Raw genomic sequence first — 16,371 nt, 5'->3', positions numbered from 1 at the left:
CCACAATGGTCGCGCTATCGCATTGCGTTATTGCAGACTACAGCATGCGAAGATTGAAATGCGGAGAGTTGATATGGCGTATTCGATCGTTGATGACGTGGCTATTGCCATTGCTGAGCTACGGCGCGCGCTTACGCCAGAATTTGCCGCTACGATTGTACCGTCGGCGGAAGCGTTGGCGGAGGCACTGCAGGCAGGCAAGAAAATTCTAATTATGGGCAATGGCGGGTCCGCAGCGGATGCCCAGCATATCGCGGCGGAACTCGTCGGTCGTTTCAAAATCGAACGGCGTGGCCTCGCAGCGATCGCGCTGACTACAGACAGCTCGGTGCTAACGGCATGGAGCAACGATTATGCGTATGAGACGGTGTTCAGCAGGCAGGTCGAAGCGCTCGCTCAACCCGACGATGTTGTTTGGGGCATCTCTACCTCTGGCAATTCGACGAATGTGATGCGGGCGTTCGAAGCGGCCCATGCCATTGGCGCCACGACGCTCGGGTTGCTGGGACGGTCTGGCGGTAAGCTCGCAGCGATGAGCGACTTTTCGATCGTCGTCCCGCTCGAGCACACAGACCAAATCCAGTCCGCGCACCAGATTGTCTATCACGCGATCTGCGCTTATCTCGATACCGTCTTTCAACCTGCCGATGCGTGATCTCGTCGCAGGGGTTCGTGTCCTGATCGTCGGGGACGTGATGCTCGACGAATATTGGTTTGGCGACGTTCGCCGGATATCGCCCGAAGCGCCGGTACCGATCGTACATGTGACGCGTAGCGATGTACGCCCCGGCGGGGCCGCCAATGTCGCGCGCAACGTCGTGTCGCTCGGCGCTCAGGCCACGCTGCTTTCAGTTGTCGGTGCCGACGCCACCGCCGACCGCCTCCGCGACGCGCTGGACGAGGCAGGGGTCGCGCATCGGTTGAATGTAGATCCCGGAATCCGGACGACGTTGAAGCTTCGGCTGATCAGCCAGAACCAGCAAATGCTGCGGGTCGATTTCGAGGAGGCGCCATCGCACGAGTCGCTAGAGGCCAAGCGCGCCGATTTCGAAGAGATCGTCACCTTAGCCGACATTGTCATCCTGTCGGATTATGGTAAGGGGGCACTGCATGCCATCGAAGCGTTAATAGCGATCGCGCGACGCCACGGAAAGACCGTGCTCGTCGATCCCAAGGGCCAGGACTATCAGCGCTATGCCGGCGCGACGGCCGTCACCCCCAATCGAGCAGAATTGTCGGACGCGGTCGGCGGATGGAGCAACGTCGCAGAGATGGACGACAAGGCGGAGGCATTGCGCGCGCGCCTCGGAATGGATGCGTTGTTGCTGACGATGAGCGAGCAGGGGATGAAGCTGTACCGCGAGGGGCATGCGCTACACCAGCCGGCGCGCGCGAGCGAAGTGTTCGATGTGTCAGGCGCGGGGGACACCATGATTGCAGGTATCGCCGTGATGCTAGGAAGCGGCAGGAGTTGGGAAGAGGCGGTAGCCTTTGCCAACACCGCGGCCGGCATCGCGGTCGGCAAGCTCGGCACTTCAATTGTCGAGTTCAACGAAGTGATAAACGCGCGTCCGCCGTTACCAGCGAGCGAAAAGGAATGAGCCCGGCGGATAAGATCGTCTCGCGCTCCGAGATCGATGAACGTTTAGCTTCAGTTGCCCGTCCATTGGTCTTCACGAACGGCGTGTTCGACCTTTTGCACCCCGGGCATGCCGACTATCTCGCGCGCGCGCGCAGCCTTGGCGGTGCGCTCATCGTTGGTATCAACACAGATTCCTCGGCACGGCTACTCGGAAAAGGTGATGACCGGCCAATCAACTCGGAGGCAGACCGGGCTTTCATGCTGGCAGCGCTCGAATCGGTCGCGCTTGTGACGTCCTTTAGCGAACGCACGCCAATCGAGCTTCTCCACGCGGTCCACCCGGACATCTATGTCAAAGGCGGCGATTATGACATCGAGACGCTCGACGAGAGTCGCTTTGTCCGATCGTATGGTGGCGAGGCTCACGCTATTGCCTTTCGGCCCGGATATTCCACCACCGCATTAGTAAAGCGTATCCGTAAGAGCAAACCTTGACCGCCAGGCGGCGCGCGCTGTTCCTAGACCGGGACGGCGTCATCAATATCGATAGCCATTACATTTTCCGTCCGGAGCAGTTCGAGGTCATCGACGGCGTATTCGACGCGCTGCGCCGTGCGCGCACGCTGGGCTACGCTTTAATCGTGGTTACCAACCAGTCCGGCATCGCGCGCGGTTATTTCTCGCTCGCAGAGTATTTCACGCTTGAGGCGCACATGCGCGCGGTGTTCGCGGAAGAGAAAATCAACTTCGACGGCATCTATCACTGCCCACATCATCCCGACGGTATAGTCGCGCAATTTGCAATTGCATGCAGGTGCCGCAAGCCGCAGCCGGGCATGATTCTTCAGGCTGCGTGCGAGCACGATATAGATCTTGGAAATTCAATCCTAGTCGGCGACAAAGACAGCGATATCCTCGCGGCGGGGGCCGCAGGCGTTGGACAGAGCTATCTGCTCGATCCGCCACGTTTCATGCTCAAAGATATTATTCTCCATTGAACAAGTGTAATCAAGCGGTAACCGCAGCGAGCAGCGTCTGCACTGATGCCTCCCATCCGCCTTTTGGCGGATGGATAATTACGGCACCGGCACGAATGGCTAGGCGCCAACGAAAAATATAATCAGCCAAAGTTTGAGACGATGCATCAGCCGGAAAGAACCACACGCCGTTTGGCTCGTGCAATTTAAAAACCGGTATGTCACGTGCCAACACTGGTTTGCCGTGGCCCAGCGCCTCGATCAGCGGCAGGCCGAATCCTTCCGCAAGCGAGGCCACAAGCACACCTTCGCTTTCACGAAAAGCTTCGATAAGACCGGCGTCATTCACGTTGTCGAGCCAGATCAGCCGCCGACCATATTCTGGATGTGTGGTGATTGCTTCGCATAGGTCATCAACGTGCCATCCACGGCGGCCGAGCAAGACAAGTGTTTGGTCAAATCCATTTGCCCACAGCGTTTCAAAAGCGCGGATTAGATCGATATGGCCTTTACGGGGTTCTAGCGTTCCAACTTTGAGAAAGAAAGATTTGCCACGAAGCGCATGTATCCCTTCACACCCGCTGTCATTTTCCACCAACGCCATGTGGGGAGCCTCGCGGATGTCATGCCCCATTGGCAGGACGCATGTCCGGAAATCACCTGAAGCAAGACCGTATACTTTTAGTGCCTCGATGATATCTGCTTCGGTTTGTCGTGAGTTGCACAGAAAGCCGTCAGCGATAGCAGCTACGGTATCGAGCCATATCTGATGGCGTAAAACTGTGTTGGAAGAAAACCAGTCGGGCCGTTGTGCCGGCAAAAGATCGTGAACCAAAAACCAAATAATGCCGCCTTGACGACGAAAGCTTGCGATCTGGCGACGGTGCCAGCGGAGCGCGTTTAAAGAGTAATCGAGGCCAACGAATACATCGCCGGGGCGGAACTGGATAAGTTGGAGCTTCTCGCTATTTGTGTCCGAATCAGGCCAGGCCACGCAATGGTAGGGCTGCTCGCGCGTGGCGGCGACAAACTGGATTTGCCAACCAGGAGGCTTCTGTCGAGCCAAGCCGAGCGCTAGCGCGCGCACGACCCGCTGAATTCCTGTGCCGGCATCATTTACGCTTACAACTGCTACATCGATGTAGAGCGTGCGGTGTAAAGGCGAAGAGCAGTCTGGGCGGTGTTGAGAGCAACGTCGAACGCGCCAAGAGCGCAACGCGCGCGGAAATAGTGTCTGATGCAAGCCATGCGCTGGCAATTCCAAGCGCTGGCGTAAACGCCAGATTCGCTTCAGCACACGGCAGGGCCTAATTGGCCGGTGTTGGCCTTGGCAGTCACAGTGCGGAAAACTGATAGCCCTCGACGTGCATGGCGTCGAGATGCGCCTGGTATGCGGCATCGAAATCATCAAAAAACTTGAGATGTCCCTGATGGAGGACCGCAAAGCGCTGGCAATGCGCGTGTACATAATTGATATCGTGCGAGACAATTAGCATGGCGCGGTCGCTGCGACGTTCAAAAAGCTCGACTTGACACTTTTCGTGAAAACGTACGTCGCCAACCGCGCTGATCTCGTCAATTAAGTAACAATCAAATTCGATGATCATTGAGATAGCGAACGCAAGTCTGGCGCGCATACCCGAGGAATATGAGCTCACCGGCTCACGCAGGTAGGTACCAAGCTCCGCGAATTGCTCCACAAAGTCCAGGTTTTGGCGAAAATCTTGATTGTAGATACGACTGATAAACTTCAGATTGTCCTGACCGGTTAACCCGTCTTGAAAGGCTCCCCCGAAGGCCAAAGGCCAAGAAACCGACATACTATGGTCTATTCTGCCCGAGTTGGGACTTTCTGCGCCGCTGACCAGTCGAACAAGCGTCGATTTACCTGCTCCATTTCGACCCATAACACCAAGCTTTTCACCGCGCTCAAGCGTAAAAGACACATTGTCCAATATCACCCGCTCTCCGAGCCGTGTTGGATATGTCTTAATGACATTTTCAAAGCGTATCATTGCGGCGTTATCTTGCGCGCAACATCCGAAAGTTGAACAAGGCCTGCAAACGTCAACACTATGCAGCAAGTCACCAGATAAGGAAGATCGTAATGGGGTCGCACTAAATGACCGAAGTATCCTTCCCGTAATATTTCGACGCCATTTACCATAGGGATAAGCAAAGCAAGTTTCTGTACGCTTGTTGGCAAGGCGTCGACCATGAAAACTGCTCCCGATAGAGGAAAGATCAGGTAAGATAATGGGTGCCAGATCTTGTCTACCAACTCGCTTTTCTCCGAAAGCGCACCTAAGAAAATTGCCAGCGCCATGCCAAACCATGCCAATAGAACCCAACCCACGGCGACAGTTAGAACGTCAGCCGGCGGCTCCAGCCATCCAATGTAAATATAAAATATCGACAGCACAACAAAAGAACAAGTTGCACCCGCCGCCTCGAGTAAAAGTCTCGACAAGAAAATATCTAGCGCGCGCACATTGCGGTGATACATAAGAGAACGATTGGTTTCGATCGCGTGAATGCAACGCGATGGCATGTTACGCCAAAGCAGCACACTTGAGTACCCCGTGAGCGCAAACGCCACGATTGGAATGTTGGACCCATGCACTGCCTTGCTGAGAGTCCACAAGACCGTCACACCGGTTGTAAAAGTTATGGGTTCTACAAAAAGCCATAAAAACCCAATGTTATGACGTCCATATCGTGTAAGTATTTCGCGCAAAAGAAGCGCATAGATCACCCGGCTCTGCACGGCTACGCTGCGCCCTATCGAGGTCACGGAGTTAGGCATGCCAACGTTAATCCCGATGTTCCATTAAACCCGCCAGCAGCATTGACAGGAGGCCCCAAGCCACCAACCCCAGCACAAATACTGAAAAAACACCTCGTAGCCTGCGGGGCTCGAGCGGATTATCGGGAAGATTTGGTTGAACGACACGCTCGACATATGCGTGCTTGCGCCGAGCCTCACTGCGGCTTTCCTCTAGAGAGGCAAGCGCGCTTGCAAGTTGCTTCTCTGCGAACTGGTTTGCTATTGAAAAACGCTGATATTGTACAGCAGAGGCTGCAAGGGAACCCTTACTCCCTGCGACTGCGCCAATTTGACCTTCGATTTCGCGGGCAAGGCCTTTAGCACGCGTTTCTAGGACCGGAATTTGCGGGCTTGCGGGTGCTAACGAGCGAAGTTCGAGTAATTGTGTTTTGGTCGTAATCAGTCCATCTTGAAGTTTGGAGATCATCTGCATCTGGATAGCGGCCTGTTTTTCAGGATCGATCAGACCCTGTCGATCTCGATAGCTGGCAAGGGCGGCGGCAGCATCCTGAGCCTGTTGCTTGGCATTACTCACCTCATTTTGCGCAACGCTAATGAGATCACGCCGCCCACGCTCGCTCATTCGATTGACTGTCTGTTCAGCCATTTCAAGCAATTGTTCATTGAACTGCTGGGCGCTTTTGGGATTATAAGCACGGACAGTCAGAGTAGTGATTGAACTCGCTGAGTCATACTCCACCTTAACCTTGCCATCGTAATATTTATACAGATTTTCGAATGAGCGGTTTCCAAGGATGCCATCAAATCGATCGAAGACGGACACATCAGTATTGGTAAATGCTCGCTCGAACGCGCTTCCGCGATTGATCGCCCTCAGAGCGTCGCGCGAAGTCAGATAGTCTTTCGTGGCGTATATCTCATCACCCGAAGTGGAGAGGCCCGAACTTTTTACAAGTAATCCGAGTCCGCTGACCGCAGGCTTGTCTGGACTACGAACTACAAATCGTGATTCAGATATGTAAACGTTGGAGGCAAACAACCCGTAATATAGCAGCGCGCATATCGTTGGCAGCGCTGTAGCAAACCAAAACAATCTTGGAAGCCTCGTCAATCCGGCAGTAGTTGCTTTGAAATTTTTAGCGGACACGATTTTGTCACTATTCTTTGGAGTTTATGAGACAACACGAGACCGTGTTAATGCGAATATCTCTGCCTTGCAGCCATCGACATAGTCGGGGGAACGAGGTCCAAGCGTTTATGAATTGATCGAAAAACGTCAGAATCCTGCAGCCTTTATGGTAACGAGAGGATAGATGGCGGCACCAATAATATTAACAAATTTCTGTAGATCGGCAGAAGGCGCACTTGTAACGAAGACAACGTCATGGTCACGCATGATGAAATGCTGAGCAGCGAAAAAGGTCGCAGGATTGCGCATATCGACCCGATATATAACCGGGATCTTTCCTTCCGGGGTATGTTGAATGGTGCCGATGTCAGCGGCATTAATCGCGGCCGGTTCTTCGAGCCGGAATATGAAAACGCCGTGCGGATTTGCCCGGTCATCTCGGATTCCACCAATTCTTCCCAATGCTTGCGCCAGTGTTATGCCTTGAGCTTCGAACTTCACCTCATCGTTCTTACCGGATGCGCCGAGCACGGTGAAACTCTGAGATTGATAGTAGACCGTGACGATATCGCCGGGACGCAGATAGACGTTTTGCTGCGGATCGCGGATCACGCGCTCGAGTGGCATTCCCACGACCGCGCTTCCGCGCGTCATTTGTATCGAAACCTTATCGACCGCTTCGCGGGCTCCCCCGCCTGCGGCTAGGGCATCAAGCAAGCGCTCTCCCCGTGGGGTAAGCGTCAGGCGGGTACTCTTGGCAACTTCGCCTACTACAGTTACTCCTGAAGTCCCATTCTCACCGATATTGACCAACACCTGTGGACTGTGCGCCTTACCGACTAATCGCGCGGCGATGTCGCGGGCCAAATCCTGTGGCGAAAGACCAGCCGCACGGACGCGTCCTGCGAAAGGGATGTCCACCATCCCAGCATTAGAGACTTGAAGCAACGGCAGCGAGCTGCCGCGTTGCGAAGATCCTGCCGACAGACTGCTGGTGTCGAGGGCGGCCGCGCCAAACAGCACCGCAGGCGGCGCTTCGTAGATCGTTATCCCTAGTGTGTCCCCCGGAGCGATAATAGTGCCAAAAGGTTGTCCTTCGCCCAACACCTCGGCAAAACTGGGAGAGCGTGCCGCTATGCTAGCGCGAGCGGCGGTCTGTTCGTTCACTTCAAGCAGAAGCGCCCCATAGCCGCTTTCTCCGCCAGCCTTTTTGATGCGGGCGGTCGATGGCCCGTCGGCACCGAAAAACACGCCGGCACCGCAGGCCGACAGCGAGAGAATCATCGTTGACGATAGAAGACTGAGGATTGGGAGTTTTACTGATCGCTGCAGTAGAAGTCTCACGGCTGCGCGCATGGAAGGCCCTTGTTTTCTGGAAGTTTCGCTTCCAAGTCCCGGAAGCCTTAGAGGTTGGCCCCGTCCATCGCAAGGCTGCAAGCGTTCTACGGGGGCGGCGACAAGGCCCTTGGCGGAATATATCTGCGCTTAGGCCGCATCGGAGCGTCAAGCCTGCGCAGACGCTGTTTCGAACTTCTGTCGCCAGCTCTCCTCCGTGTTGACCCACTAGGGCGGATCGACATTCAGGATTCCCAAAGGGAGTGATGTCTGATTCATGAGGCACCATGTTGAGACGCGGAGCGGACGATGGGGACTAGGCGATACGAGTTGAATGAGGCGCAGTGGGCAAGGATTGCGCTGTTGGTGCCGGGCAAGGTAAGCGATCCCGGGCGCACGGGATCGGATAACCGCTTGTTCGTGAACGGATGTTTGTGGATTTTGCGATCCGGCGCACACTGGTGCGATCTACCAGAGCGCTATGGGCGGTGGAAGACGGTGCATCGACGGTTCAGCCGGTGGTGCCACGCTGGCGTGTGGGAGCGGGTATTCGACACGCTCGCCGCCGACCGCGACAACAGCTATCTCAGGATCGACAGTACCATCGTTCGCGCCCACCAGCAGGCAGCGTCCGGAAAAGGGGGGCCAAGGACCAGGCGCTGGGGCGTTCCCGAGGCGGACTGACGACCAAGATCCACATGCTCGCAGATACGCTCGGCCGGCCTGTACGATTTTGCATCACACCTGGCCAAGCCAGCGACATTAATGCTGCGCCCGACCTTCTCGAAGGTCTGACAGCACAGGCCGTACTCGCTGACAAAGCTTATGACGGCAATGCCTTACGTGCGCGCATTGCAGCCATGAACGCCGAGGCGGTGATCCCGTCCAAGCGCAACCGCAAGGTCTTCATTCCCCACAACACCGCCATCTACAAACATCGCAATCAGATCGAGCGATGCTTCGGCCGCCTCAAACATTTTCGTCGGTTCGCCACCCGCTATGATCGACGCACTATCCATTTCTCCGGCTTCGTACACCTTGCCGCCGCTATGGTCTGGTTAAGATGAATGTCGATCCGTCCTAGTTTGCCGTCGCAGTGATTATGACGAGTTAGTCCATTCCGAGAATGGGTAGTTCGTGGGGCGGGATGAGCAACTGAATGCTTCGCGCGACACCGGGCTGCTTGTCGATCAATCCGAGCTGGTCGAGGGTCTTGAGCATTTGGTGAACTGACGTTGCGGTGGCCTTGAAGTAGCGTTAGAAGTCGGCCTCCGCCGGAGCGCGGCGGTTAATCTGCGCATAGGCCCATATGAAGGCGAGATACTGCCCCTGTTTGCCGGTGAACCGCGCCAGCGTCGCCCGCGTATTTGGCATCGCACCAAAAAACGTTTTGTAGAGATCGGCCTAGAGGCCGCCCTCAGCGAAGAGCCACGACCGGGAGCGGCTCGAAAGCTGAGCGGCAACGAAAAGGTGCAACTGGTCGCCCTGGCTTGCTCGAATCCGCCTGAGGGATGCGTTCGGCGGACTTTGAAGCTTCTGGCCAACGCTCTGGTCGAAGTGATCGAACACCAGAGTGTCTCACGCGAGACCATCCGCCGCCGACTCGACGATAACGATCTGAAACCCTGGCAAAAGCAAATTTGGTGTATCGCCAGGATCGATGGCGAATACATCGCCCGCATGGAAGATCTCCTCGATCTCTATGCTGAACCTCATGATCCCAAGCGACCGGTGAATCTGCTTTGACGAAAGTCCAATCCAACTCATTGGCGAGTTCCGCGTGCCCATCACGCCGAAACCTGGGAAACGCTATCGCTACGATTCTGAGTACAAGCGGAACGGCACGGCCAACCTTTTTGTCATGATCGACGCCAACCGGTCATGGCGTAAGGTCAAGGTCACCGATCGGCGCGCCAATCAGGACTTCGCCATCTGCATGCGCGACCTGGTCGATGGGGACTATCACGACGCCGACAAGATCCGCGTCGTGATGGATAACCTATCAACTCACACCGCCTCCGCCATCTATCAAACCTTCCCCGCCGTCGAAGCACGGCGGATCTTGCGGCGTCTGGAGTTCCACTACACACCCAAGCACGCCAGTTGGCTCAACATGGCCGAAATCGAGATCGGCGTCATGCGCCGACAATGTCTTGACCGCCGCATCGACAACCGCGAACTGCTCGAAACGCAGATCCACGCCTGGGAGCGGCGCCGCACCGAAAGCGGTGCTCAGATCCGCTGGATGTTCTCCACCGATAAGGCCCGACTGAAAATGGCCAAATCCTATCCCACGCCAGCGCTCAACGAGTCATAATCACTGCGACCGAACACTAGGGGAGGTTATACAACCACTTCCCCCCAAAGATCATTTCTTTCAGTCCATCCACCGTTTGCCGCCAACGGCGTGTCTCAATTCCGCGCGGAGCTTCGACGGATCCCGACAAGGTACGCAAAGTCCAATCCCGCACCGTATCGGCGATTGCAGCTGGTTCCTGGGTATCAGGAAAAAACTCTGCGTGACCTTGGGTCACTTCACGAAAGACTGGAATGTCGCGCGCGATAATGAGCAGGCCACGCTGCGCAGCCTCGACTAACGGTAGCCCAAACCCTTCGGCTTCCGACGCGGCGAGCAAGCAGTTGCACTCCGCGAAAATTAGTTCAAGATATGCATCGCTTATGCCGTTAAGCCAAAATAAACGCCGACTCATTTCGCGATGATCGCGCAATTCCTGGTCGAAGTTGCCCATTTTCCAGCCCCAACGGCCAACGATCACCAGATTGACGCCGATTCCCTCGCGCCACAGCATCTGAAATGCTGCCAGTGCTTGGCGATGAGCCTTGCGTGGCTCCAACGTTCCAAGCATTAAAAAAGTAGGGCGCGCTTTCAGTTCTGCCAATACCGATTGGGCATCGACCGGCAGTCCCATACTTGGGGCCGACCGCGCAATGTCGGTGCCGAGATGAGAATATCCAATACGATAAGGACGATGGCCCGGCGAAAGCCGCGGTAGCACATAGTCCCGAACATCGTTGGCGACGGCTTCTGACGAGCATAGTGCCCCGTCTGCGGTAACAACCGTATCCATCCATTCTCGGAACTCCTCGACGCCGCCAGCTGAAAACCATTCGGGCCGCTGTAGAGGAATCAGATCGTGCACGAAGAAGTAGACGCTGACGCCCATGTCTCGCAGATAGCGGATGTAGCGATGATGGTTGATCGCCATGCGTGGGGCAAGGTCGAGGAAAACCAAAAAGTCGCCCGGTTGGAAGGCGACGTAGTCATCGGCTCCAGCGGCCTCGAGCCCGAGCCCGCTGCGTTTGTATTCGTTCGCCCGATAAAAGTTGTCGTGGTCGGGAGACGCATAGATTAGTTCGACGAGGATTCCGGATGGTGGGTTGTCTAGCATTTCCGTTGCGATCGCTCGCGTGACGCGCTGAATGCCCGATCGGTCGTCCTGCAGGACGACCGAACTGACGTCCAGATAGAGAGTCGTTCGGCCTGGAGGTGGAAAGCTTTCATCGAGCGTTCGTGCCAGTGCCGACAATTCGGTGCCGTCGAGCGCAGAAGTGAAGGGACGCATGGCGTTGGTCGCTTTACGGAGCGGTTCGCCCGAATATCCCTCCGGTCCAACACGACGTTCACCAAAGGCTTTTTCGCAGATGGCCAAAAACTCCTTTGCCGCCGATGCCCAGGAAAAATCGGCAGCTCGCATGAGGCCGGCTTGGCGCAGCTCCGAGCGAAAGTCGCCATCTTCCAAGACTTGGTGAATCTTTTGCGAGATGGAGTGCGGATCATAGGGGTCGAATAATGCGTTCGGATTGGCAATGACTTCCGCCACGCCAGATTGGTTGGATCCGATAACCGGCGCGCCGCATGCCATCGCTTCGAGCGCGGGCAGGCCGAAGCCTTCAAATGTGGATGGGACGATGAAGCAGCTGCTAGCCGCGAGCAATGCCGGCAAGTCCGCGTCGGCAATGAAACCCGGCGTTATTACATTTCCCGCGTCGAGACCCAGTTCGGCAAGGTTTTTCTGCAGGATATTGTGCATGTCGCCGTATCGGTCGTGCTCGAACGACTTGCCACCGAGAACGAGCGGTACCCCTTGGCGTGTTGTCTCGTCCAAAAGGCTATAGGCTTTCAACAGGCGTGCAATATTTTTGCAGGGGTCTCCTCCTCCAAAGTAGAAAATGAAACTTTCGCCCAATCCATATTTCAATCGTACGCGACTTTGTTCGTCGGCAGCTATTTCACTGCGGAAGAGAGTGGCGTCGAATCCAGAATGAATGACGTGAATCTTGTCTTCCGGTATCGATAGAATCTCGACCATATCGTTTCTAGTGGCGTGCGATACTGTCACGATAACATCGCTATTCACAACATACCGAATCTTTTCTTCGTACCAGTCGCGAACGTTGCTATCGGATAACAATTCATCTTCGAAATGGTACGGAATGAGGTCGTGCAGCGTCGTCACGTAAAGGGCGCTCGACTTTACGCCGCGCACGCTGGTGATCGCGGGATCGGAGAAACCCTCCTGAAGGTTAGGGGAAAAAATAATATCCGGCTGAACAGCGTTGAGAAAGGTTTGCCAAGCGATTTCTGCGACGCGCACGATCTCTTCCCGGGGGCGTGTGATCTCGCGGCCGGCGGCAAATTGGGTTTGCAAATAATGGCTGAACACGACCATCCGTTCGGGTGGAACGAGGCCGGAAAAGTCTTGGCGCAGGCGCTCGACGGAGTCCACAAGCGCGCCGTTGAAAGCTAGATAGATCTCGTGCCGGTCCGCTATGGCAAGGAGTGCGCGCACGAGGTTGTCGGTGTAGCGACCAACCCCACGCATAGCGGAAAATGGCGATTGACACGCCTGCATGTCTATGATGATGCGCATTGCTTATGCTCGCAATTCGTTGAAGATTTCCAAGCCACGCGGCGAGAGCCCGGCGCTCGCTTCGCTACTTTTGACTTTGGAGTGCTGACCTTGCTGTTCCCTGGCAGCGGCATCATCGGCGGCCATTTGCACGAGCTTTCTGCAGCCCTCCTCCAAGCTCCAGATACGGGTTAGCGTTTCGTTCGAAGTGCGCGCCCATGCGATCCGGTTGAGCCACGGGCCGATATAACTCCGGCGAATTACCCAGTCCCACACTAAAGCCCCGCGTAGCCCCGCGAAGCGAGCACCCCGGCGGCGAGCCTCGCTCGAGCGCATCATGCCGCGCACTATCCGCAGGCGCGAACGTCCTTGCTGCAACATGCTTAGGTGATGAAGAAACCCTTCTTCATCGGGCTCGCGGCCTAGGATCAGATGGTAGCAATTTAAGACGAATCGCTCATTGCCACACTCGTACAAATCGTTGAGATGCATCAGGATAACACTCCTTTATGCATCGATTTGGCAAGAGTTATTCGAGCCGAGCTCTTCGTGCGAAGCCGCTCAAGCTCGACCCAAGCCATTTCAACTCCGATCTCTGACAGGCATCGCAGTTCGTATCGACAGTCCTTGCGCAAATTTATGTGGCAGTAAGAGCAGGGAGTCTGCGAATGAACGATCGACACGTACGGCCCTACCGGCTGCCAGACGCGTGGATCGCTTACGCCAGCATAAATGCACAGCGTCGGCGTCCCTAGCAACGCCGATAGGTGGCCGCTACCGGTATCGTTGCCAACGAACACGCTAGCGGTATCGATAAGCGCGGCGAGATCGGCCAGTGCCCCTCCCGTCAGATCGGCACAATCCTTCTCGCTAAAGTGCTGAGCGATACCAGCGTTTACCTCTCGCTCACTGTTTGATCCGATAAGCACGAGGCCGGCCTGCCATGTATCGAGAGTTTTGCGCATGAGCGCGGCGAAATTCTCAGCGGGCCAAGCCCGGTTCGGGGACCCGGCACCGGGCGCAAAGATCACGTAAGGACGGTCCTCGAAAGGCTTTATAACACCTGGCCTAATTAGTCGGCGGATTGGGTGCTCGGTGGGCGGAGATAAAGTCTCGACAACCATCGAGGCCAATGCGATTAGTCGAGCTTCGGCATGCATTTGATCGCGAAGGTCTGCAGGAACTTCGATGATGAAAAGATCTAATGGCGGTGTGGAGGGCAGTCGGCCGCCCGTGGAGGCGAAACCAGCGCGCAACTTAGTCTCGATCCGGGTCAAAATCGGACGCGTATCGACGTCGTGGCGTAGATCTACGGCAAGATCGAAGGCGCCTAAATCAAGCGCGCGAATGCCATCGCAGCGGGCAGCCCAATCCTTGGCATCCCAATCGAATTCCTCCTCCCCGGTTTTCGCCGTGAAAAAGCTATATGCCCGTATCTCATCAAAGATGTTCAATTGCTTGGCAAGCTGCACGTTCCATGGGCCACAAACGAGTGTGATAAACGCGTCAGGCCATGCGTCACGCAGCATAACCATGGCGCGCACGCTAACAAAGAAATCGCCAATATGATCTAGTTTCAGCAGCAGGATGCGCCGGATAGGAAGTTGCCCAGCCCAAGCTTGAGCGGAAACTGCGACGTTGCCGGTAACCTTGCGGGATTCGCCCGTCGCCGCAGGCATCTCGGCTAATGCTGTCACATTCAGCCGCTCCAAGCTCGCATCTTCTAAAACAAGACTTTCCGTGAGTTTTTTACCAAGCGGCAGTTTGCGGAACTCTGCCAAACTGCCTTCGATTCGATGGAGCGCGTCTCGAACGCTGCGGCTCTCGCTGGTGGTAAGCGATTTGCGCGCAAAGCGCCTTAGCAACGGAACTCGCATCAACCAACTACGCGCGATCGCTCCATCGATTTCGGGCAAATCTAACTTAACGTGTCGTCCCTCACGCGATGTACGAAGATCACGCAGAACAGCGTCGCGGCTACGGCCAGTACGCAGTAGAACAGAGTACAGGTCGAGGCCCTCCTGGTCGACGTCACGTGCCAGGATTGTGCGATAGGCCAGCCTCACGAACGCTTGGTCTTCAAGTCGTGACAGCTCTTCCAAAATGAAAGGATTGGTCCCGCGAGCGATAATATCAATTAAAACGAGCGGCACCGAACGGGCTTTTTCGAGCGCCTCGTGCGATCCAGATATAATAGCCAGAACGGCCGAACGGCCGGAACCCTCGCGTAAGTCCCGTAGATAGCTGCTCCGGCCCTCCGCATCGATCTCCCGATCTAGGAAAAGCCAGTACACTGCTTGCAGAAAGCGAAGATCATCTTTTGCAAAGAGGGCTTTTAGAAAAATGTTGTTTGCCGGAGCATCGGATAGCCGGTTGGTCACGCAAAATCCTTAAAGCCATTGTCGCCTTAAATCGGCACAAGGCAAGTTGATACACCCAATTATAGAATGCCATTGAAGGAGTGAACTCGTTTCCTTCAGCGCTCCGTTGCGGCGAGCATGGCTACCATCGCAACTTGCGGCATCAACAAAAAGACCAGCTTGGCGGAACGATTTTTTCGATTACCAACTCGATTTCATAGGCACCGTCCGAATGATTTTCGGGACCCAGCGCATAGTTGAAACCTGTGTCGTTCTCGCAAAGGTGTCGGACACGATAAGTGTTGACCTGCAACGCAGTCTCGAAAGCTTCCAAGAAGCTGGAAGGCGTATACATCCGCTTATGGTCTGCATTCCACCGCGACGGGAGAAAACGCCTTTTTTCATAAAGTGCCTGGCTTGGTACCATGCAAACAATGAATCCACCGACTTTCAACACCCGAAACCAATCCTGAATCGCGGCGTGATCCGCCGCTATGTGTTCGAGACAATGGCTGGAAAAGACTGTATCCACCGAGTCATCTGCAAACGGCAAAGTCAATCCGTCATATCCTGGGTAATCAAGATCAATACCGATAGCTCCGGCTAGAGCTGCCTTGCGATCGGGATTATCGTAGCCGGTGTAGCCGACGTCAAGCACAACTGGTCCTGCGCAATAGCGATCCAGAAAGCCTGACAAAACTCGTTGGCGATAGGAACGTCCCGCCTCACCCGGGGGACTGTAGTCAAGCGAAAATAGCGAACGCAAGCCCTCTGGCCCTTCGCGCTCGAGTACAAGGTGGCGTACTTTCGTGATTTCGCGAGCGCAATACTCTGGCGACGAAAGAAACGCTTCAATTGTTTCCTCATCGGTCGTGCCATTACGATGCCGCTCAACATGAGACTCTAGGCCTTCTCGATCAGGGTCGCGGCCTAGGATTGCATGATAGAGCGCACTCACGAAAGCGGCCGATCTTTCTTTGTCGTCGAATTTCATAGCGGGATGGCTCCTTTAGGCTGCCATGTGTCGGAATAGGCTGTCTTGTACCGAAAGGAATCCAGGAGCGAAACCTCTGTCTGAAGCGGCCGGTGAGCGGAAATCCCAAGTCGGCCTCACAAACGGGTCAATGTGATCAAACCGCATAATGAGGCGATTACAGGACGAATAATGTTATGGCAGACGAACCATCTTGGCAGTCGTGACTTTATTGCTGCCAAATCTTCGGAGGGCAAGCATTATACGAGACTAAACTGCTAGAAAGCTTCAAGTTATCGCCACTCAAGGTTTACTATAAAGGCTACGGGACACCCTGCAAGCCGCCGGATAGCGAC

Annotated in this window: 14 protein-coding genes and 1 pseudogene; 6 read left to right on the top strand and 9 right to left on the bottom strand. The window is 55.4% G+C overall.

Annotation, left to right across the window (positions count from 1 at the left end):
* The first annotated feature begins 73 nt into the window (after positions 1-73).
* The 4 genes from D3Y57_RS15790 to gmhB are packed head-to-tail and all read left to right on the top strand — an operon-like array spanning position 74 to position 2,580.
* The gene (locus D3Y57_RS15790) at positions 74-655 is read left to right on the top strand and encodes a D-sedoheptulose-7-phosphate isomerase (protein ID WP_121154111.1); all 582 of its coding nucleotides are present in this window, start codon (positions 74-76) and stop codon (positions 653-655) included.
* On the top strand, positions 648-1,601 hold the full coding sequence (gene rfaE1 / locus D3Y57_RS15785) for a D-glycero-beta-D-manno-heptose-7-phosphate kinase (protein WP_121154108.1): 954 nt from the start codon (positions 648-650) through the stop codon (positions 1,599-1,601). Before D3Y57_RS15790 ends, rfaE1 begins: the two co-directional genes overlap by 8 nt.
* The gene (locus D3Y57_RS15780) at positions 1,598-2,077 is read left to right on the top strand and encodes an adenylyltransferase/cytidyltransferase family protein (protein ID WP_121154106.1); all 480 of its coding nucleotides are present in this window, start codon (positions 1,598-1,600) and stop codon (positions 2,075-2,077) included. The genes rfaE1 and D3Y57_RS15780 overlap by 4 nt, the downstream gene beginning before the upstream one ends.
* Positions 2,074-2,580 (top strand): D-glycero-beta-D-manno-heptose 1,7-bisphosphate 7-phosphatase, encoded by a 507-nt coding sequence (gene gmhB, locus D3Y57_RS15775; RefSeq protein WP_205590074.1) that lies wholly within the window; start codon positions 2,074-2,076, stop codon positions 2,578-2,580. Before D3Y57_RS15780 ends, gmhB begins: the two co-directional genes overlap by 4 nt.
* 10 nt (positions 2,581-2,590) lie before the next feature.
* Here the strand turns inward: gmhB and D3Y57_RS15770 are convergent, their stop codons facing one another.
* The 5 genes from D3Y57_RS15770 to D3Y57_RS15750 form a co-directional block, all read right to left on the bottom strand.
* Entirely contained in the window at positions 2,591-3,646 is a 1,056-nt protein-coding gene (locus D3Y57_RS15770) for a glycosyltransferase (protein WP_162987161.1), read from the bottom strand.
* A 247-nt stretch (positions 3,647-3,893) separates the two neighbouring features.
* Positions 3,894-4,574, bottom strand: coding sequence for an ABC transporter ATP-binding protein (locus D3Y57_RS15765; RefSeq protein ID WP_121154102.1), 681 nt, complete (start codon positions 4,572-4,574; stop codon positions 3,894-3,896).
* On the bottom strand, positions 4,571-5,365 hold the full coding sequence (locus tag D3Y57_RS15760; protein ID WP_121154100.1) for an ABC transporter permease: 795 nt from the start codon (positions 5,363-5,365) through the stop codon (positions 4,571-4,573). Before D3Y57_RS15760 ends, D3Y57_RS15765 begins: the two co-directional genes overlap by 4 nt.
* Positions 5,366-5,372: 7 nt before the next feature.
* Positions 5,373-6,494, bottom strand: coding sequence for a KpsE/RkpR family capsule polysaccharide export protein (locus tag D3Y57_RS15755; RefSeq protein ID WP_205590073.1), 1,122 nt, complete (start codon positions 6,492-6,494; stop codon positions 5,373-5,375).
* 129 nt (positions 6,495-6,623) lie between these two features.
* Complete coding sequence (locus D3Y57_RS15750) at positions 6,624-7,760, bottom strand: polysaccharide biosynthesis/export family protein (protein ID WP_121154098.1); 1,137 nt, start codon at positions 7,758-7,760, stop codon at positions 6,624-6,626.
* A gap of 360 nt (positions 7,761-8,120) precedes the next feature.
* Here D3Y57_RS15750 and D3Y57_RS15745 point away from each other — a divergent pair.
* Positions 8,121-8,878, top strand: a protein-coding gene (locus D3Y57_RS15745; RefSeq protein WP_430739010.1) for an IS5 family transposase whose coding sequence is annotated in 2 segments (ribosomal slippage) — positions 8,121-8,463 and positions 8,463-8,878 — 759 coding nt in all. Because the reading frame shifts where the segments join, the coding sequence is not laid out codon by codon here.
* Between the two features lie 304 nt (positions 8,879-9,182).
* A pseudogene (locus tag D3Y57_RS20995) lies at positions 9,183-10,128 on the top strand (IS630 family transposase); the annotation flags it as partial.
* A 16-nt stretch (positions 10,129-10,144) separates the two neighbouring features.
* Here D3Y57_RS20995 and D3Y57_RS15725 read toward each other — a convergent pair.
* The 4 genes from D3Y57_RS15725 to D3Y57_RS15710 form a co-directional block, all read right to left on the bottom strand.
* Complete coding sequence (locus tag D3Y57_RS15725) at positions 10,145-12,703, bottom strand: glycosyltransferase family 4 protein (RefSeq protein WP_121154092.1); 2,559 nt, start codon at positions 12,701-12,703, stop codon at positions 10,145-10,147.
* 3 nt (positions 12,704-12,706) lie between these two features.
* Positions 12,707-13,174 (bottom strand): DUF4214 domain-containing protein, encoded by a 468-nt coding sequence (locus tag D3Y57_RS15720; RefSeq protein WP_121154090.1) that lies wholly within the window; start codon positions 13,172-13,174, stop codon positions 12,707-12,709.
* Positions 13,174-15,063: a glycosyltransferase family 9 protein gene (locus D3Y57_RS15715; protein WP_121154088.1), complete on the bottom strand. Its 1,890-nt coding sequence runs from the start codon at positions 15,061-15,063 to the stop codon at positions 13,174-13,176. The genes D3Y57_RS15720 and D3Y57_RS15715 overlap by 1 nt, the downstream gene beginning before the upstream one ends.
* A 142-nt stretch (positions 15,064-15,205) precedes the next feature.
* Complete coding sequence (locus D3Y57_RS15710; RefSeq protein ID WP_121154086.1) at positions 15,206-16,036, bottom strand: methyltransferase domain-containing protein; 831 nt, start codon at positions 16,034-16,036, stop codon at positions 15,206-15,208.
* Positions 16,037-16,371: the final 335 nt, after the last annotated feature.

Origin of the sequence: Sphingomonas paeninsulae, from assembly GCF_003660165.1 — a bacterium.
Taxonomy (GTDB): Bacteria; Pseudomonadota; Alphaproteobacteria; order Sphingomonadales; family Sphingomonadaceae; genus Sphingomonas_O; species Sphingomonas_O paeninsulae.
The sequence above is the reverse complement of the archived record's forward strand: the minus strand, read 5'-3'. Positions and strand labels throughout refer to the sequence as shown.